General features: G+C 67.5%; 15 protein-coding genes. 7 read left to right on the top strand and 8 right to left on the bottom strand.

Annotation, left to right across the window (positions count from 1 at the left end; all coding sequences use genetic code 11):
• The first annotated feature begins 106 nt into the window (after positions 1 to 106).
• The 7 genes from AC1RVY_RS07540 to AC1RVY_RS07510 all read left to right on the top strand — a co-directional run bounded on the left by AC1RVY_RS07540 (position 107) and on the right by AC1RVY_RS07510 (position 7,940).
• On the top strand, positions 107 to 1,027 hold the full coding sequence (locus tag AC1RVY_RS07540) for an AAA family ATPase (protein WP_218294447.1): 921 nt from the start codon (positions 107 to 109) through the stop codon (positions 1,025 to 1,027).
• Between the two features lies 1 nt (position 1,028).
• Positions 1,029 to 2,075, top strand: a complete 1,047-nt coding sequence (locus AC1RVY_RS07535; RefSeq protein WP_492806049.1) for a DUF58 domain-containing protein — start codon at positions 1,029 to 1,031, stop codon at positions 2,073 to 2,075.
• A gap of 112 nt (positions 2,076 to 2,187) precedes the next feature.
• Positions 2,188 to 4,215, top strand: coding sequence for a transglutaminase TgpA family protein (locus tag AC1RVY_RS07530; protein ID WP_492806047.1), 2,028 nt, complete (start codon positions 2,188 to 2,190; stop codon positions 4,213 to 4,215).
• 233 nt (positions 4,216 to 4,448) lie between these two features.
• Positions 4,449 to 5,525 (top strand): lytic murein transglycosylase B, encoded by a 1,077-nt coding sequence (mltB, locus tag AC1RVY_RS07525; RefSeq protein ID WP_492806045.1) that lies wholly within the window; start codon positions 4,449 to 4,451, stop codon positions 5,523 to 5,525.
• Between the two features lie 299 nt (positions 5,526 to 5,824).
• Positions 5,825 to 6,823, top strand: a complete 999-nt coding sequence (locus AC1RVY_RS07520) for an ABC transporter ATP-binding protein (protein ID WP_218293905.1) — start codon at positions 5,825 to 5,827, stop codon at positions 6,821 to 6,823.
• A gap of 5 nt (positions 6,824 to 6,828) precedes the next feature.
• Positions 6,829 to 7,590 carry an ABC transporter permease gene (locus AC1RVY_RS07515; protein WP_218294445.1) on the top strand — a complete coding sequence of 254 codons (762 nt, stop codon included), beginning with the start codon at positions 6,829 to 6,831 and terminating at the stop codon, positions 7,588 to 7,590.
• Positions 7,591 to 7,703: 113 nt separating this feature from the next.
• Positions 7,704 to 7,940: a lytic murein transglycosylase gene (locus AC1RVY_RS07510; RefSeq protein WP_492806540.1), complete on the top strand. Its 237-nt coding sequence runs from the start codon at positions 7,704 to 7,706 to the stop codon at positions 7,938 to 7,940.
• Here AC1RVY_RS07510 and AC1RVY_RS07505 read toward each other — a convergent pair.
• The 8 genes from AC1RVY_RS07505 to AC1RVY_RS07470 all read right to left on the bottom strand — a co-directional run bounded on the left by AC1RVY_RS07505 (position 7,880) and on the right by AC1RVY_RS07470 (position 17,368).
• Positions 7,880 to 8,968, bottom strand: coding sequence for an LLM class flavin-dependent oxidoreductase (locus AC1RVY_RS07505; protein ID WP_218340654.1), 1,089 nt, complete (start codon positions 8,966 to 8,968; stop codon positions 7,880 to 7,882). The two genes, AC1RVY_RS07510 and AC1RVY_RS07505, sit on opposite strands and share 61 nt — an antisense overlap.
• A 153-nt stretch (positions 8,969 to 9,121) precedes the next feature.
• The gene (locus AC1RVY_RS07500; protein WP_492806042.1) at positions 9,122 to 10,072 is read right to left on the bottom strand and encodes an ABC transporter substrate-binding protein; all 951 of its coding nucleotides are present in this window, start codon (positions 10,070 to 10,072) and stop codon (positions 9,122 to 9,124) included.
• Between the two features lie 24 nt (positions 10,073 to 10,096).
• Positions 10,097 to 11,032 (bottom strand): ABC transporter substrate-binding protein, encoded by a 936-nt coding sequence (locus AC1RVY_RS07495; RefSeq protein WP_492806041.1) that lies wholly within the window; start codon positions 11,030 to 11,032, stop codon positions 10,097 to 10,099.
• 164 nt (positions 11,033 to 11,196) lie between these two features.
• Positions 11,197 to 13,077, bottom strand: coding sequence for an amino acid ABC transporter permease/ATP-binding protein (locus tag AC1RVY_RS07490; RefSeq protein ID WP_492806039.1), 1,881 nt, complete (start codon positions 13,075 to 13,077; stop codon positions 11,197 to 11,199).
• A 76-nt stretch (positions 13,078 to 13,153) separates the two neighbouring features.
• Positions 13,154 to 13,738, bottom strand: coding sequence for a GNAT family N-acetyltransferase (locus AC1RVY_RS07485; protein WP_492806037.1), 585 nt, complete (start codon positions 13,736 to 13,738; stop codon positions 13,154 to 13,156).
• A 26-nt stretch (positions 13,739 to 13,764) separates the two neighbouring features.
• The gene (locus AC1RVY_RS07480; protein WP_492806036.1) at positions 13,765 to 14,970 is read right to left on the bottom strand and encodes a M20 aminoacylase family protein; all 1,206 of its coding nucleotides are present in this window, start codon (positions 14,968 to 14,970) and stop codon (positions 13,765 to 13,767) included.
• Complete coding sequence (locus AC1RVY_RS07475) at positions 14,970 to 16,328, bottom strand: LLM class flavin-dependent oxidoreductase (RefSeq protein WP_492806034.1); 1,359 nt, start codon at positions 16,326 to 16,328, stop codon at positions 14,970 to 14,972. Before AC1RVY_RS07475 ends, AC1RVY_RS07480 begins: the two co-directional genes overlap by 1 nt.
• A gap of 38 nt (positions 16,329 to 16,366) precedes the next feature.
• A complete protein-coding gene (locus AC1RVY_RS07470; protein ID WP_492806032.1) occupies positions 16,367 to 17,368 on the bottom strand; it encodes an LLM class flavin-dependent oxidoreductase in 1,002 nt (333 codons plus the stop codon).
• Positions 17,369 to 17,466: the final 98 nt, after the last annotated feature.

The following is a 17,466-nucleotide window of genomic DNA, read 5'->3' as shown; positions in this document are numbered from 1 at the left end:
CGTGCTTCCAACAATCCCGATGGGTGAAATAGCCCGTCTTGCTCACAGTCAATCCCCGTGTCTCGTATTTTTTTGGATAGTTTTCGGATAACGTCGCGCCATGACAATGAATGCACAGCACAAGATCAAATCGCTTCTGGATCAGCTTAACACGGTGATCGTGGGCAAGCAGGCCCAGGTACAGGACTGCGTGGCCTGCCTGCTGGCCGGCGGGCACCTGCTCATCGAGGATGTTCCGGGGGTGGGCAAGACCACCCTGGCCCATGCGCTGTCGCGCACTTTCGGCCTGCAGTTCTCGCGCGTGCAGTTCACGGCCGACCTGATGCCCAGCGATCTGACGGGCGTCTCGGTCTACGAGCGCGGCAAGGAAGCCTTCGTGTTCCACCCCGGCCCGGTGTTCGCCCAGGTGCTGCTGGCCGACGAAATCAACCGCGCCAGCCCCAAGACGCAAAGCGCGCTGCTCGAAGCCATGGAGGAAAAGCAGGTGTCGGTAGAGGGCGAGACGCGCGCCCTGCCCCACCCCTTCTTCGTGATCGCCACCCAGAACCCGCACGACCAGCTGGGCACCTTCGCGCTGCCCGAATCGCAGCTCGACCGCTTTCTGATGCGCATCTCCATCGGCTACCCCGACCGCGCGGCCGAGCGCGTGCTGCTGGCGGGCGCGGACCGGCGCGACATGGTGGACACCATGCTGCCCCTGCTGTCCGACGAGGAACTGGCCGAGCTGCAGCGCCAGGTGCAGGCCATCCATGCGGCCGACCCGCTGCTCAACTATGTGCAGGACCTCATTGCCGCCACGCGCTCGGGCCGGTGGTTCCTGCAGGGCCTGTCGCCCCGCGCGGGCATTGCGCTGGTGCGTGCGGCCAAGGCGCAGGCCCTCATCAGCGGGCGCGACTACGTGGCGCCCGACGATGTGCAGGCCGTGCTGCCCCAGACCATCGCCCACCGCCTGGTGCCCGTGGGCGATGCCGGACGCGGCGCGGTGGAACAGGTGCGCGCCATGGTCGAGGCCGTGCCGCTGCCGTGAAATGACAGCCGCCCATCCCCCCGCCACGCTCCGCCCGACCGGGGGCTGGCGCGCCATCCTGGCCCGGGTGAGCCCGCTTGCGCCACTGCGCCGCCGCTTCCAGCGCTGGTGGCAGGCGCGCCTGCCGCTGAGCGACACGCTCGCGCTCACGCAGCGCAATGTCTACATCCTGCCCACCGGCTCGGGCTGGATGCTGGCATTGACGCTCATCGTGCTGCTCATCGCGTCCATCAACTACCAGCTCAACCTGGGCTACCTGCTGACCTTTCTGCTGGCGGGCAGCACCGTGGTGGGCATGCACATCTGCCACGCCAACCTGCGCGGGCTCACGCTGCACCTGAAGGCGCCCGAGCCACACTTCATGGGCACCAGCACGACGTTTGACATCCAGCTGTCCAGCGAGCGCAAGACGCCGCGCTACGGCATCGCCCTGTCGGTGCACGGCACGGGCAAGGAGGCACACCACTGGGCCTGGACCGACGTGCCCGCGCAGGGCCAGTCGAGCGTGCAGGTCGCTTTCAAGCCCCCGCGCCGGGGCCTGCACCGCGTGCCCACGCTGACGGCCGAGACGCGCTTTCCGCTCGGCACCTTCCGCGTCTGGACCTACTGGCGGCCCGCGGCCCAGGTGCTGGTCTACCCCGCGCCCGAGACCCCGGCACCGCCGCTGCCGACCGGCGAACCGCGCGCGGGCGGCGCCGGCAACACGCCCACGCAGGGCATTGGCGAATTCGACGGCGTGCGCGCCTACCGCCGGGGCGACCCGCTCAAGCTCGTGGTCTGGAAGAAGGCCGCCAAATCGCTGGGCACCGGCACGGACGACCTGGTCAGCCGCGACGCCCAGCAGGCCCAGCGGCACGAACTGTGGCTGGACCTGGCCCGCGCCTCGCTGCCCGACCACGAAGCCCGCATCTCACGCCTGGCCGCCTGGGTGCTGCAGGCCGACCGGCTGGGGCTGGACTATGGCCTGCGCCTGCCGGGTGTCGAGATCGCCCCGGACACGGGTGCGGCGCACCGACGAAATTGCCTGGAGGCACTGGCGCTGTGCTGAACCCCGCTTCAAAATCCGTATCCAGTGGGTCCCTGCTGCATACAGGCAAGGCGCAGGCAGCTATATTTTTTATAGCATGCCCACCACTCCAAGCCGGGCCTGGACCCTTGCCATGAACCTGCGCCGAACCCTTGTTTCCCTGCCGCGCGACGCCCGCGACACGCTCTTTCTGCTGTTCGTGATCGTCTGGGTCATCGCACCGCAGGTGTCCAACCTGCCGGTGTGGGCCAGCCTGCTGGCCGGCGGGCTGCTGCTGTGGCGCGGCTGGCTCGCCTGGAAAGGCCGGCCCCTGCCCGGGCGCTGGACCGTGGGCGCCCTGCTGGTGGTGGCGGTGGCGGGCACGCTGTTCACGCACCGCACCATCCTCGGGCGCGATGCGGGCGTCACCCTGGTCGTCATGCTGCTGGCGCTCAAGATGCTGGAGCTGCGCGCGCGCCGCGACGCGATGGTGGTGTTCTTCCTGGGCTTCTTCACGATGCTCAGCAACTTCTTCTTCTCGCAGTCGCTGCTCACCGCCGCCGCCATGCTGGTGGCGCTGCTGGGCCTGCTCATGGCGCTGGTCAATGCCCACATGCCGGTGGGGCGCCCGCCCCTGGCGCAGACCTTTCGCATGGCGGGCACCATGGCGCTGCTGGGGGCCCCCATCATGGTGGCGCTGTTCATGCTGTTTCCGCGCATGGCGCCGCTGTGGGGCATGCCCGGGGAGAACCTCACGGGGCGCAGCGGCCTGTCGGGCACCATGAAGATCGGCGAGATGGCCGAGATCGCGCTCGACGAACGCGTGGCCATCCGCCTGCGCTTCGCGGGGGCGCCCACCGATGTCCCGCCCCAATCGGCGCTGTACTTCCGCGGGCCCGTCATGACGGCGTTCGATGGCCGGCAATGGCAGGCCGAGCCGTTTCGGGAAGACAGCGCCTGGGCCGCACGCGCGGCCCTGCCAGCCAACCTGCAGGTCAGCGGACCGGCCGTGCGCTACGAAGTGACGCTCGAGCCCCAGCGGCAACCCTGGCTGATGGTGCTGGAAGCCACCCCCGAGGCGCCCGAGCTGCCCAACAACATGCGGGCCTACATGACCCAGGACCTGCAGTGGATGACCTCACGCCCCATCACCGAGGTGATGCGCTACCAGGCCGTGAGCTACCCCGAGTACCGCCATGGCCCCCAGCAGTCCGTGCGGCAGCTGCGCGTGTACACGGAGCTCCCCCCCGGCTTCAACCCCCGCACCCTGGCTTTGGCCGCGCAAATGCGCGCAGACCCCGCGCTGGCCAGCGGCGGAACAAGCGCGCTGGTCAATGCGGCCCTGCAGCGCCTGCGCACGGGCGGCTACACCTACACCCTCGATCCCGGCGTCTATGGTGAACACACCGCCGACGAATTCTGGTTTGACCGCAAGGAAGGTTTTTGCGAACACATTGCCTCGGCCTTCGTGGTGCTGATGCGCGCCCTGGATGTGCCCGCACGCATCGTCACGGGCTACCAGGGGGGTGAACGCAATCCCGTGGACGGCTACTGGACCGTGCGCAATGCCGATGCCCACGCCTGGGCCGAGGTGTGGATGGAAGGCCGCGGCTGGGTGCGCGTGGACCCCACGGGCGCCGTCTCGCCAGGCCGCGTGGGGGCGTTCCAGCGCCTGCAGGCGCCCCAAGGCGCGTTCGCGGCAGCGATGGGCGCGCTCAGCCCGGGCATGGTGCAGAACCTGCGCGCCGTGTGGGAAGCCGTCAACAACAGCTGGAACCAGTGGGTGCTCAACTACACGCAGAGCCGCCAGATGGACCTGCTCAAGGCGCTGGGTTTTGAATCCCCCAGCTGGCAGGACCTCACCACCGTGCTGGGCACCCTGGTCATCGCGGCCGCGCTGGGCGGCATGGGCTGGAGCCTGTGGGAACGCAGCCAGCACGACCCCTGGCTGCGGCTGCTGGCCCGCACGCGCCAGCGCCTGGCGCGCGCGGGCCTGCCGCTGCCGGAAACCCTGCCACCGCGCGCGATGGCCGAACGGGTGCGGGCACAATTCGGGGCGCCAGCCGACGCAGTGGCAGACTGGCTGCTGCGGCTGGAGCGACTGCGCTACGCCCCCCACCCCGACACCGAACTGGGCACGCTCCGGCGCGAATTCCGCACCCTGCCCTGGCCAAGGAAATGAATCATCCCCCTGAGCGGCTTCGCCGCTCCGTGCAGCCGCCAGAGACGGCAGCCCTTCGGGGCCGTCCCAGCCTGTGCTGGCAGGCCTGGAGCCGCGGCCCCCAGCCCCTTCTCTCGGCTCCGCCACGAAGGGGGGCGCCGCCAGCGCGGCGGGGCTGCCCTTGCGCGGTGACGCCGGCCCGGGCCGCGCCGGTTGCGCGGCGCAGGGACACAACAAAGTAACGAACAACCGACATGAAGAAGACAGCCCGATGGGCCAAAATTGCTCTATTTTTAATAGCATCTTGCGCAATAGCAGCAAGCGCCAGCCCCCAAAAACCCTCTAAACCCACCGCCACGAAGCAAAAGCCCGCGGTGCCCTATGCATCGCGCCCCGAGGCCCTGCAGTTTGCCGACGACCTGGCCGCGCGCCGCGACCTGGACCGCGAATGGGTGCGCCAGGCCATCGGGCAGGCGCACTTCCTGCCACAGGTCCCCCGCCTCATGCTGCCGCCAGCCAAAGGCACCGCCAAGAACTGGCGCGTGTACCGCAGCCGCTTCATCGATCCCATCCGAATACGCGCCGGCCAGCGGTTCTGGCAGGAGAACGAGGCCACGCTGGAGCGGGCTGAGCGCGAGTACGGCGTGCCCGCCGAGATCATCGTGGGCATCATCGGCGTGGAGACCATCTACGGCCAGCAGATGGGCACGTTCCGGGTGATGGACGCGCTGGCCACGCTGGCGTTTGATTTCCCGTCAACCCACCCGCGTGCCAAGGAGCGCACCGCATTTTTCCGCGGTGAGCTGGAGCAGTTCCTGAGCCTCACCAACCGCAGCGACACCGACCCGTTCGAGCCCCGTGGCAGCTACGCCGGTGCCATGGGCCTGGGGCAGTTCATGCCGTCGAGCTGGGTGCGCTATGCGATTGACTTCGATGGCGACGGCCGCGTGGACCTGTTCAAGAGCCCGGCGGACGCCATCGGCTCGGTGGCCAACTACTTCCGCGGCCATGGCTGGACGCCAGGCATGCCCACGCACTTTGGCGTGCAGTTCGACGGCGCGCGCCTGCAGCTCGACGACCTGCTGGCACCCGACATCCTGCCCACCTTCAGCGTGGCCAGCATGACAGCCAAAGGCGCGGTGCTGGATGCCCAGGGCGCGCAGCACACCGGCCCGCTGGCACTGGTGGAACTGCAAAACGGCGGCGAGCCCGCCAGCTATGTGGCAGGCACCGAGAATTTCTACGCCATCACGCGCTACAACTGGTCCAGCTACTACGCGATGGCCGTGATCGAGCTGGGCCGCGAGGTGGCGGCGGCGCGAGCGCGCTGATCCTGGCGCTGAGGCGGCCGGAGCAGGCGCACAGGGTCGACCGAGGGGCCGAGCACCGGATGGCCCGCAATACCCTTCGCGAGCCAAACTGCCTGGTGGGGCTGCGGATCGGAGCCAGCTGTGCTACCCGCACCGCACGCATCCGGTGGCGAAGGGGAAAGACCTGTCCTGGCCGCAGGGCCAAAGCGGGGTTTGCCAGCGCCTGCCAGCGCGGTTGCGCAACTCAAGCCACAATGCGTCGCTCCCCCGCTTGCCCGGCAACCGCCGCGGCGGCATGCACTATTCCTGACCACCATCCCATGCCTGCATCACCTTCTTCCATGCCCGCTGCGGACGCGATCGTCCGTGTGCGCGGCGTGAGCAAAACCTACGCTGGCGGTTTCCAGGCACTCAAGAACATCGACCTGGACATCCGGCGCGGCGAGATCTTTGCCCTGCTCGGGCCCAACGGCGCGGGAAAGACCACGCTCATCAGCGTGATCTGCGGCATGAGCAATGCCACGGCGGGCTCCATCAGCGCCGATGGCCATGACACCGTGCGGGACTACCGCGCCGCCCGCGCGGCCATTGGCCTCGTGCCCCAGGAGCTGCACACCGATTCGTTTGAAACCGTGTGGGCCACGGTCAACTTCAGCAGAGGGCTGTTCGGCAAGGCTCCCGACCCTGCTTTCATCGAAAAGATCCTGAAGGACCTGTCGCTGTGGGACAAGAAGGACAGCAAGATCCTCGCGCTCTCGGGCGGCATGAAACGCCGCGTGCTGATCGCCAAGGCGCTGTCGCACGAGCCCAAGATCCTGTTCCTCGACGAGCCCAGCGCGGGCGTGGACGTGGAGCTGCGCCACGACATGTGGCGCCTGGTGCGGGCGCTGCGCGATGCGGGCACCACCATCATCCTGACCACGCACTACCTGGAGGAAGCCGAGGACATGGCCGACCGCATCGGCGTGATCCGCAAGGGCGAGCTGATCGTGGTGGAGGACAAAGATGTGCTGATGCGCAAGCTGGGCAAGAAGCAGCTTGCACTCACGCTGCAGCAACCGATGCAGCAGATACCCGCGTCGCTGGCCCGCTGGCCACTGGTGCTTAGCCAGGGAGGCACCATGCTCACCTACACCTTTGACACCCAGCAAGAAGACACAGGCATTGCCGCACTTTTGCGCGCGCTGGCCGAACACGGGATTGACTTCAAGGACCTGCATTCCAGCGAGAGTTCGCTCGAAGACATTTTTGTGGGCCTGGTGCACCAGGACAAGGACCAGGACCACGCCCCGTCGCAACAGAAAGCATCCCGAGCATGACCGGCCTGAACCTGCATGGCGTGCGTGCCATCTATCGCTTCGAGATGAACCGGGCCTTTCGCACCTGGATGCAAAGCCTGATCGCACCGGTGCTGTCCACAGCGCTGTACTTCATCGTCTTTGGCTCGGCCATTGGCTCGCGCATGGGCGACATCGGCGGCGTGAGCTATGGGGCCTACATCATCCCCGGCCTGCTCATGCTGTCGCTGCTGTCCGAAAGCATTTCCAACTCGGCTTTTGGCATCTACATGCCCAAGTGGTCCGGCACCATCTACGAGCTGCTCAGCGCGCCGGTCAACTGGGTCGAGGTGCTGCTAGGCTATGTCGGCGCCGCAGCCACCAAGTCGCTGCTGGTATCGGTGCTCATCCTCACCACCGCCAGGGTGTTTGTGCCCTACGAAGTGGCGCATCCGGTGTGGATGGTGGGCTTTCTGGTGCTCACCGCCGTCACGTTCTGCCTGTTCGGATTCATCATCGGCCTCTGGGCTGACAGCTTTCAAAAGCTGCAGGTGATCCCGCTACTGGTCATCACACCGCTGACGTTTCTCGGCGGTGCGTTCTACAGCATCAGCATGCTGCCGCCGTTCTGGCAGACCGTTTCGCTGTTCAACCCGGTGGTCTATCTCATCAGCGGGTTGCGCTGGGCGTTCTACGGCCAGGCCGATGTCCACATCGGCGTGAGCGCGGGCATGACGTTCGTGTTCATGGCCCTGTGCCTTGTCGTGGTGTGGTGGGTGTTCAAGACGGGACGGCGCATCCGGCGCTGAACGCACCGCAAGACGTGGGCTGGGCGGTGCTTCATAGAGTCAGCATTTTGAACTTGAAACAACCCGTTCGGTCTGAGCCTGCTGCAACTGGATGACCTCTTACCGCAAGACTCCTGCCCACCTTCAGCGCCGCCAGCATACAAGCGAAGGGGCGGCGTGCTGGATGGCACCGCCGCGCAGCATCTGGGGCCCCTGGCCTCGTCGAACTACACAACGGCGGTGATACGCCGAGCTACGTGCCGGGCACCGAAAACCGCTACGCCATCACCCGCTACAACCGGTCGATCTGCTACGCCATGTCGGTGATCGAGCTGGGCAGCGACGTCGCGGCTGCGCGGTCCACGCAGTAGCCGTCGACAGTCGGGCCGGCCGCCGCTGGAACCCAGCCCAGCTCCGGCGCAATGTACTGCGCGGTGTCGCTCAGGATCTGCGCGTACTCGTGCACGTTGAAGTCATATGGCAGCTCCAGCCGCAGCTCCTGCACGCGCGGCACGATCGGGTCCTGGCGCAGGCTTTCCAGGATCTCATCGGACGTCCCCACCAGATCGCGCGCAAACAGCGTACGGCGCTCGCCCTGGGGTGCCATCGTGCGAACCTCGCGCAGCGCCGCCCAGGCTCGGTAGCGCGCCCGGCTCGCAGCATCTGCGCTGTCCAGCGGCACGACGACCCGGCCCAGCGCCACACGCGGGGCGTGGGGAGCCGACCAGTGGGCATGAAACAGTTCGAGCTGACTGCGCTGCGCCGCGAAGAAATCGTCTGTCTGCTCACCACGGTTGAGATTGCCGATCAGCAGGTGGTAGCCCTGGGCACCCGCCCACTGCGCAGACTTCAGCGACCCGCCGCCGTACCACAGTCTCTCCACGAGCCCCGCCGCATGCGGCTGCACCCGCGGGCGCTGGCGTCCTGCGGGCGACTCCACGAAAAAGTCGTCGTCGCCGAAATAATCACCGCGCAGGTTGCTGCGCAGCCGCTCCACCCGCGCGTGCGAAAAATCGATGGCCTGCGCATCGCCGTCGAACAAACGCCCGCCCAGCAGCGGCCCGTAGGGTGGCGCCCCCGCACTCAGCCCCACCTGCAGGCGCCCGCGCGACAGCACGTCCACCGTCGCCAGGTCCTCGGCCAGCCGGAAAGGGTTCTCATACCCCATCTGGATCACCGCCGTGCCCAGCGCGATGCGCCCCGTGCGCTGCGTGGCGGCGGCCAGCAGCGTGGCCGCGGACGACACCGCCCGCTCCAGATGCCGCTGGCGCACCCACGCGCCCTGGTAGCCCAGCGCTTCCCCCAGCTCGAACAGGCGCAAGGTGTCCTCCAAACCCTGCAGGGGGCTGTCCTCGGCATAGTTGCCCGGCGTCAGAAATGCGAGATGAGAAATAGCCATGGATGAAAAAGAAAAAGGATCAACAGACGCCGATCAGACCGACAGACGCCCGCAACCGGCGCGCCCCCACGCCAGCGCACCCGTGGATCTGGCTCCGCCAGTCCACCGGGTGCGTCCCCCTGAGGGGGAAGTCGCGCAGCGGCTCAGAGGGCTTCAGAACTTGGGCAAGCCCGGGGGATTGGTTTCCGATTTGGGCAACGCTTCCTCCAGCAGACTCCAGCGCTGCAGCGCCTGCGTGTACTTGCCGTTCTTGATGAGCCCATTGGTGGCCAGCGTCAGCGCATCGGCCAGGCCCGAGCCCTTGCGCGTGGTGATGGCCACGTCGGACTTGAGCGGCCAGCCCGCGTTCACCGTGCCCACGAGCTTGATCTTGCCGTCCTGGGCCGCGTGGTAGGCCTGCGGCGCGTTGGGGTTGAAGTTGGCGTCGGCCCGGCCCGACACCACGCCCAGCAGCCGCGCGGCGTCGTCGTCGAAGTACACGGGCTCCACGGGCTTGAGGCCTGCGGCGACGTTTTGCTTGTTCCACTCCAGCAGGATGCGCTCCTGGTTGGTGCCCGATCCGGTGATGACCTTCAGCCCCGCAATGTCCTTGGGCTCCTTGATGGACGTGATCTTGCTGTCGACGCGCACATAGAAGCCGTGCAGGCCCAGGCGGTAGGTGGAGAAGTCGTACTTCTCCTTGCGCTGCTCCGTCACGCCCACGTTGGAGATCACCGCGTCGTACTTGCCCGAGGTGAGCCCGAGCGGCCAGTCGGCCCAGGCAATCGGCAGCAGTTCGAGCTTGAGCCCCAGTGCGTCGGCAATCAGCTGTGCATAGTCCGGATCGAACCCCACCACGGTCTTGGCGTCGCTGGCATAGGTGGCGATGGGCGGCGCAAACGGCGCGATCGCCACGGTAAAGACGCCCTCCTTCACGAACTTGAAATTCTTCGGAATGGAGTGGACGGCCGCTGCGTCTTTCTCGGCGCGGATGCGGCCCTTTTGCTCGGGGCTGAAGTCAAACGCGGTGGCCGCACCGGCCACGGTCCACGCGCAGGCCAGCGCGCACGCCGAGGCCAGGGCTACCAGGCTGCGGCGCGACAGGGAATGGAGAGTCAGAATCATGGATGGTCCTTGAAGGCTGCAGGCTTACTTCTTGGGCAAGCCAGGAGGGTTGGTGCGCGAGACCTGGATGGCCTCGGACTGCAGGTTCCAGCGCTCGAGCGCCTTGGCGTAGTTGCCGTTCATGATCTGCGCATTCAGTGCCGTGGTGATCGCGTCGGCAATGCCCGAACCCTTGCGCGAGGTCACGGCAATCTCGGCCGCCTGCGGCCAGCCGCCCGAGAAGGTGCCTACCAGTTTCGTCTTGCCATCGCGCGCGTTGTGCGCGGCGATGCCGTTGGGGGCCAGGTACGCGTCGGCGCGGCCCGAGGCCAGCGCCAGGTACAGCACCACATCGTCGTCGTAGTACTGGATGTCCACCGGCTTAAGGCCTGCGGCGATGTTCTGCTGGTTCCAGCGCAGCAGGATCTGCTCCTGGTTGGTGCTCGCGCCGACCACGACCTTCAGGCCCGCCACATCCTTGGGCTCTTTGATGGACGTGATCTTGCTGTCGGCCTTGACATACACGCCCAGCTGGTCGTTGCGGTAGGTCGAGAAGTCGAACTTCTCCTTGCGCTCCTCGGTCACGGTGACGTTGGAGATCACCACGTCGAACTTGCCGGATTGCAGGCCCAGCGGCCAGTCGGCCCAGGCCACGGACACCAGCTCCAGCTTGCGCCCCAGGCTGTCGGCCACCAGCTGCGCGATGTCCGGCGCGTTGCCCACGGGCGTCTTGTTGTCGGTGGCATAGGCGCCAAACGGCAGCCGGCCCGTGGTGGTGCCCACGGTGAGGACGCCGTCCTTGGCGAACTTGAAATCCTTGGCGACGAGCTTGATCGCCTCGTCCACCTTCTGCGAGCGGGGGCGCGTGGGCTGCTCGGGACTCAGGTCGATGGCCTGCGCAGTCGCGTGGATGGGCGCCAGTGCGGCGATGGACGCAGCGGCCAGTGCCAGGGCTGCGAGGGTTCGGTTCACAAGGGTCATGGATCGGCTCCGGGGATGAAATGGATGGGTCAGGAAAACAGGCAAAGGGAAAAACAAAAAATCGGCAGATCACAGCGGCGCCCATGCCGCAGCCCGGCCTGGGCTAAAGGCCGGCTGACCCAGAAAGGCCGCTGCGGGTGGGGGAATGTGAGGCGGGTGGCGGCTCAGAGCACCTTGGCCAGGAACTCCGCCGTGCGGGGGTGGTCGGGCTGGCTGAACACCTTGGCAGGTGTGCCGGTCTCCAGCACGCGGCCCTGCTCCATGAAGACGACCGTGTCGGCCACCTCGCGGGCAAAGCCGATCTCGTGTGTCACGATGATGAGCGTGGTGCCAGTGCGCGCCAGCTCCTTGATCACGTCGAGCACCTCGCCCACCAGCTCCGGGTCCAGCGCAGACGTGGGCTCGTCGAACAGCAGCACCTTGGGCTTGAGCGCCAGTGCCCGTGCTATGGCCACGCGCTGCTGCTGCCCGCCGGAGAGCTGCCGTGGATAGCTGTGCGCCTTGTCGGACAGGCCCACGCGCGCCAGCAGCTCCAGCGCCAGCGCTTCGGCTTCTGCACGGGGCAGCCGGCGCACGGTGACCGGTGCCTCGACGATGTTCTCCAGCACGGTGAGGTGCGGGAACAGGTTGAAGTTCTGGAACACCATGCCCACGTCCACCCGGCGTTGGAGGATGTCCTTCTCGCCCAGCTCGTACAGGGTGTCCGCGTCCTGGCGGTAGCCGATCAGCTCGCCATCGATGGCAATGAAACCATCGTCCACCCGCTCCAGGTGGTTGATGGTGCGCAGCAAGGTCGACTTGCCCGAGCCCGACTGACCCAGGATCACCGTGACGCTGCTGGGCGGCACCGTCAGCGTCACGTCCTTGAGCACTCGCAGGGCGCCGTAGCTCTTGGACACGCCGTGAATGGTGACTTCACCACCGCGGTTGCGCTCGCCCGTCCAGCGCGGCACGGTGGCGATCGCTGGCGCTGCTGCCGGTGCGGCCACTGTCGTATCAGCTTGGGTAACCACACGCCGCGCAGGCCACAGACGCTGCGCAATGCCGCTGAAGACCGACGGCGGCAGGCTGCGCAGCGCGCCCTTGGAAAAATGCCGCTCGATGTAGTACTGCAGCAGCGACAGCACCGTGAGGATCACGAGGTACCACACGGTCGCCACCATCAGCAGCGGGATCACCTCCAGGTTGCGGCGGTAGATGATCTGGATGGTGTAGAACAGCTCGGGCAGGGCCAGGATGTACACGTTGGACGTGCCCTTGGCCAGCCCGATGATGTCGTTGAAGCCTGCCGGCAAGATGGACCGCATGGCCTGCGGCAGCACGATGCGAAACGCCTGGCGGCGGCGCGGCAGGCCCAGTGCGGCGGCCGCTTCCAGCTGCCCCTGGTCCACCGACAGGATGCCGCCGCGCACGATCTCCGACGCGAAGGCTGCCTGGTTCAGCGTGAGGCCGATCAACGCCGCCACGAACGGGCTGATGAGCTGCGTGGTGGGGTACGAGAAGAACGTCCAGCCGGTGAAAGGCACGCCCAGGCTCACGGTCTCGTACAGGTAGCCCAGGTTGTTGATGATGAGCAGCAGCACGATGACCGGGATGGACCGGAAGATCCAGATGAACGTCCACGACAGCCCCGCCAGCAGCGGCGAGCGCGACACCCGGGCCAGTGCCAGCGCCGTGCCCAGCGTGAATCCGAACAACGCCCCCAGCGCGGTGAGCAGCAGCGTGCGGCCCAGGCCCACCAGCACAGGCTCCGAGAAGAAATACTCGCCAAAGATGCTCCAGCCCCAGCGCGGGTTGGTGAACACCGAATACAGCACCAACGCGATGACCGCGGCGGCAAACACCGTGCCGGCGGCCCGTGCCCGGTAGCGCGCGGGCACGACTTTGTAGTGTGAATAGTCGCCCTTCACCGGAGCAGGGACCGGGGAGGACGAGGGTGTGAGAGCAGGCGCGCTGGGCGCATGGCTGTGGGTACCAGGGGGAGCGGCATGGCCGGAGCCCAGCGGCAGACCGGCAGCGGCGTCCAGGGTGGTGGAGGTGGACATGGTGATGAGGTCTCGCGGGCTGTCGGGTTCGTGGAAAAGAGCGGGGGGCAGGCGGGGCCGGTGTCCGTAGCGGCTTTCAGGCCGCTTGCGCAACGACCGCGGCGCGCCCCGCGCTCAGGGCTTGCGGTGTAGCGGGCGCCATCAACGTGGCGGTGGACTCCAGGCCCTCCACGGCGCGCAGAGTCTTCTCGAACGGCAGATGGCGGTACGTCTCGTGCGGCAGCGATGTGTCGAACAGGGCCGTGTACCCATGGCCCAAATACAGCCCCACGGCCTCGGGCTGGCGAAAGCCGGTGGTGAGGTACAGCCGCGCATAGCCCTGGCGCAGCGCCTGCGCTTCGAGCTCCAGCAGCACCTTGGCGGCAAGGCCCTGGCGGCGGTGGGCCGAATGCGTCCACACGCGCTTGAGCTCCGCCGTGTGCGCGTCGCTGTGGCGCTTGAAAGCGCCGCCGCCAATGGCCTGCCCACCGCGCAGCAGCAGCACAAAGCTGCCGCCGTGCTCCGGCGTGAACAGCTCGGGCGGGTATTTCTCCATTTCGCGCTGCCCGCCCTCGCGGTCGTAGAACTCGCCGTAGCGCGACTCGTACTCGTGCGACAGCTCGTCGATGAGCGGGCGGGCCAGGGGATCGGCAGGCGAGGTGTAGATGAAGCTGTCACTCATGGGAAGGCTCTCTCGGGAAAGTGGTCTCAGGCCAGAAACCGCTCGGCCAGCCGCACCCAGTACGTGGCCGAGGGCGCCAGGATGGCGTCGTTGAAGTCGTAGTACGGGCTGTGCAGCGATGCGCCATCGCCATTGCCCACGAACACGTAGCTGCCCGGGCGTTTGAGCAGCATGAAGGCGAAGTCCTCGCTGGCCGTGCGGGGGCGAAAGCCTGCGTCCACACGCGCTGCACCAAAGGTGTCCAGCGCCACGCTGCGCGCCAGCTCCGTCTCTGCCTCGTGGTTGAGCACGGCCGGGTAGCCGGGCCGGTACAACACATCGGCCGTGGCGCCGAAGCTCTCGGCCTGCGCGCGGGCGATGGCCGGAATGCGCTCCTTGAGCACCTCGCGCACCTCGGGCTTGAAGGCGCGGGCGGTGAGCTTGAGCTCCACGCTCTCGGGCACCACGTTGGGCGCGTTGCCGCCATGGATGGAGCCCACGGTGACCACGCCCATGTCCAGCGGATCGACGTTGCGCGAGACCACCGTCTGCAGCGCGGTGATGATGTGCGCGCTGGCCACCACCGGGTCCACCGTCTCGTGCGGCGCAGCGCCGTGGCCGCCCTTGCCGCGCACGGTGATGGTGATCTGGTCCACCGAGGCCATGGCAGGCCCGGTCACGCAGCCGAAGTGCCCCTCGCCCACACAGGGCCAGTTGTGCAGGCCGAACACCGCGTCGCATGGAAAGCGCTCGAACAGTCCCTCGCCGATCATGCGGTGGGCACCGCCACCGTTCTCTTCGGCGGGCTGAAAGATCAGGTTGAGCGTGCCGTCGAAGCGGCCCGACTCGGCCAGGAAGCGCGCGGCCGCCAGCAGCACCGTGGTGTGCCCATCGTGTCCGCACGCGTGCATCACACCAGCGTTCTGGCTGGCATACGGCAGGCCCGTGGCCTCGGTGATGGGCAGTGCGTCCATGTCGGCTCGGATGCCCAGGGTCTTGGTGCCCTGCCCTTTGCGCAGCGTGCCCACCAGGCCGGTGCCCGCGATGCCGGTGGTTACTTCGTAGCCCCAGGACGCGAGGCGCTCGGCCACAATGGCCGAGGTGCGGTGCTCCTGGAACGACAGCTCCGGGTGCTGGTGCAGGTCCCGGCGCAATGCCTGGAACTCGTGGACGAAGGCGGCAATGCCATCCTCCACACTTTTCACCCGCTGCACGTCATGCGCCGAAGCCGCTGCTGGCAATGCTGCGCCCATCACGCGACCTTCTTCTCTGGCGCCGTGGCGGCATCCACATCGGCCTGTGCATACCGGCTGGCCTTGCGCTGCAAGCCCAGGTGGTCGCGCAGGGTGTGGCCCGGCAGCGTGCGCTGGTAGCGGCCCCGCGCCTCCAGCACCGGGATCACATGGGTGATGAAATCGTCGAGCCCCTGCGACAGCACGGGGAAGCCCAGGATGAAGCCATCGGCCGCGCCCTCGTCCACCCAGCGGATGATCTCGTCGGCCACGCGCTCGCCGGTGCCCACGAACTGCGAGCGCGGCGTGGCGGCCTCCAGCGCCACCTGGCGCAGGGTCAGGCCGCGCACCTTGGCATCGGCCTTGATGCGGTCGGTGGTGGAGCGAAAACTGTTGCGGCCGATCTCGCCCAGCTCCGGGAAGGGCGCGTCCAGCGGGTACTGGCTGAAGTCGTGGTGGTCGAAGTAGCGGCCCAGGTAGGCCAGCGCTTCATCGACCGTGAGCAATTCGCGAATGGCCTGGTACTTGGCGTCCGCTTCTTCCTGCGTGGCGCCCACGACGGGCCCGATGCCGGGGAATATCTTCACATCGTCGGCCTGGCGGCCATGCACCACGGCACTGGCCTTGACCTTGCGCAGGAAGCTGCGCGTCTCCTCCACCGACGGCGAGTGGGTGAACACCGCATCGGCGTACTTGCCGGCCAGGCCGATACCCGCGTCGGATGAGCCCGCCTGGAAGATCACCGGCTGCCCCTGCGGCGACCGGCCGATGTTGAGCGGCCCCGCCACCTGGAAGAAGCGGCCCTTGTGGTTCAGCGTGTGCAGCTTGGCCGGGTCAAAGAACTGGCCGGTGGCGCGGTTGCGCACCACGGCGTCTTCGTCCCAGCTGTCCCACAGGCCTTGCGTCACCTGCAGGTATTCGTCGGCGATCTCGTAGCGCAGTGCATGGTCGGGGTGGTTGCGGCTGTAGTTGCTGGCCGTGCCCTCCAGCGGTGTGGTCACCACGTTCCAGCCGGCACGCCCCTTGCTGATGAGGTCCAGCGACGCGAACTGCCGCGCCACCGTGAAAGGCTCGCTGTACGAGGTGGAGATGGTGCCCGCCAGCCCGATCTTCGACGTCGCCACGGCCAACGCCGACAGGATGGAGATGGGCTCGAAACGGTTCAGAAAGTGCGGGATGGACTTCGCATTGATGAACAGCCCGTCGGCCACAAATGCGAAGGCGATGCCGTTGGCCTCGGCCTTCCGCGTGGTCTCGATGTAGAAGTCGAGGTTGACGCTCGCGTCCGCGGGGCCTGCGGGGTGCTTCCACGAATTCATATGGCCGCCTGCGCCATGCAGCATGACGCCGAAACGGATGGGGGATGGGGTGTTGCTCATGGTGTCTGTTCCTGGGGAAAGGAGGGGCGGCCGGCGGGTCAGGCCTCGGCGGTGGCGTAGGCACCGGCCAGCAGTTCGACCGAGACCAGGCGCTCGGCAAAGCCTGTGACGGGCGTGTCGACCACGAACTCTTCGATGCCGTAGCGCTCGCTGAGCGCATCGAGCTGCTCGCGCACATGCTCGGGCGAACCGGCGATCACGTGGGGCCGGGTTTCTTCAAGCCGGTAGTCCGCCACGCCGGCCTGGCGCGCAAACTCCGCGGCGGCTTGGGCGCTGGGCAGGTTCACGCTTTGGCCGGTGGACAAATGCAGCTTGAAGACGCGCAATGCGCCCACCAGGCTGTCGGCCTGTGCCTGGGTAGGAGCCACGAGCGCATAGAGCGCCAGCGAGGGGGCGCGGCCCGCAGCTTCGCGGTACACGCGCACCGTGCGCCCGATGTTCACCGGGTCGCCGTTGAAGTGGCCCGCGTACGTGAAGTGCCAGCCATGGCGCGCCGCCAACGCCGCGCTGTCGGGGCTGCCGCCGAGCAGGTGGCGCTCGGGCAGGCTGGGCGGTGCGGGGTAGGCCACGGCGCCCGCCAGCGCGTGCTCAGGGTCCAACGTGCCGTGCAGAAAGGCGTCCAGCTCCGCAAAGCGCGCGCCAAAGTCCGCAGGCTGGGTTTTATCGTGCAGCGCCTGCAGCGCCCGGGTGGACAACGGCAGGCCGCCGGGCGCCTTGCCCACACCCAGGTCCACGCGGCCGGGCGCCAGGGATGCGAGCACCTTGAACGCCTCGGCCACCTTGAAGGGGCTGTAGTGCTGCAGCATCACACCGCCAGAGCCGATGCGAATGCGCGAGGTGCGCGCCAGCAGGTGGGCCACCAGCACTTCGGGCGCCGAGCCGGCCAGGCCCGGGTTGCCATGGTGCTCGGCCACCCAAAAGCGGCGGTAGCCCAGCTGCTCGGCGCGCTGAGCCAGCGCTACGGTGCGCTGCAGCGCCTCGGCCGCCGTGGCCCCTTCGGGGATGGGACTTTTGTCGAGGAGGGAAAGGGCGTAGGACACGGTGGAGGCAGCGATTCGCGCATGGGTGATCAATGCGACAAATTCTGTGGCCCGACGGCCTGCACCGGTTGCGCTAACTTTTCATATCGATATGCGGC

It is taken from the genome of Acidovorax sp. GW821-FHT11A03, assembly GCF_058809075.1.
Note: the sequence above shows the minus strand (reverse complement) of the source record. Positions and strands in the feature narration are given on the sequence as shown.

Coding starts and splice junctions, on each gene's coding strand:
- AC1RVY_RS07500 (WP_492806042.1), bottom strand. CDS start 10,072: ATGATTCTGACTCTCCATTCCCTGTCGCGCCGCAGCCTGGTAGCCCTG.
- AC1RVY_RS07490 (WP_492806039.1), bottom strand. CDS start 13,077: ATGTCCACCTCCACCACCCTGGACGCCGCTGCCGGTCTGCCGCTGGGC.
- AC1RVY_RS07505 (WP_218340654.1), bottom strand. CDS start 8,968: ATGGCTATTTCTCATCTCGCATTTCTGACGCCGGGCAACTATGCCGAG.
- mltB (WP_492806045.1), top strand. CDS start 4,449: ATGAAGAAGACAGCCCGATGGGCCAAAATTGCTCTATTTTTAATAGCA.
- AC1RVY_RS07485 (WP_492806037.1), bottom strand. CDS start 13,738: ATGAGTGACAGCTTCATCTACACCTCGCCTGCCGATCCCCTGGCCCGC.
- AC1RVY_RS07475 (WP_492806034.1), bottom strand. CDS start 16,328: ATGAGCAACACCCCATCCCCCATCCGTTTCGGCGTCATGCTGCATGGC.
- AC1RVY_RS07540 (WP_218294447.1), top strand. CDS start 107: ATGAATGCACAGCACAAGATCAAATCGCTTCTGGATCAGCTTAACACG.
- AC1RVY_RS07480 (WP_492806036.1), bottom strand. CDS start 14,970: ATGGGCGCAGCATTGCCAGCAGCGGCTTCGGCGCATGACGTGCAGCGG.
- AC1RVY_RS07495 (WP_492806041.1), bottom strand. CDS start 11,032: ATGACCCTTGTGAACCGAACCCTCGCAGCCCTGGCACTGGCCGCTGCG.
- AC1RVY_RS07520 (WP_218293905.1), top strand. CDS start 5,825: ATGCCTGCATCACCTTCTTCCATGCCCGCTGCGGACGCGATCGTCCGT.
- AC1RVY_RS07530 (WP_492806047.1), top strand. CDS start 2,188: ATGAACCTGCGCCGAACCCTTGTTTCCCTGCCGCGCGACGCCCGCGAC.
- AC1RVY_RS07535 (WP_492806049.1), top strand. CDS start 1,029: ATGACAGCCGCCCATCCCCCCGCCACGCTCCGCCCGACCGGGGGCTGG.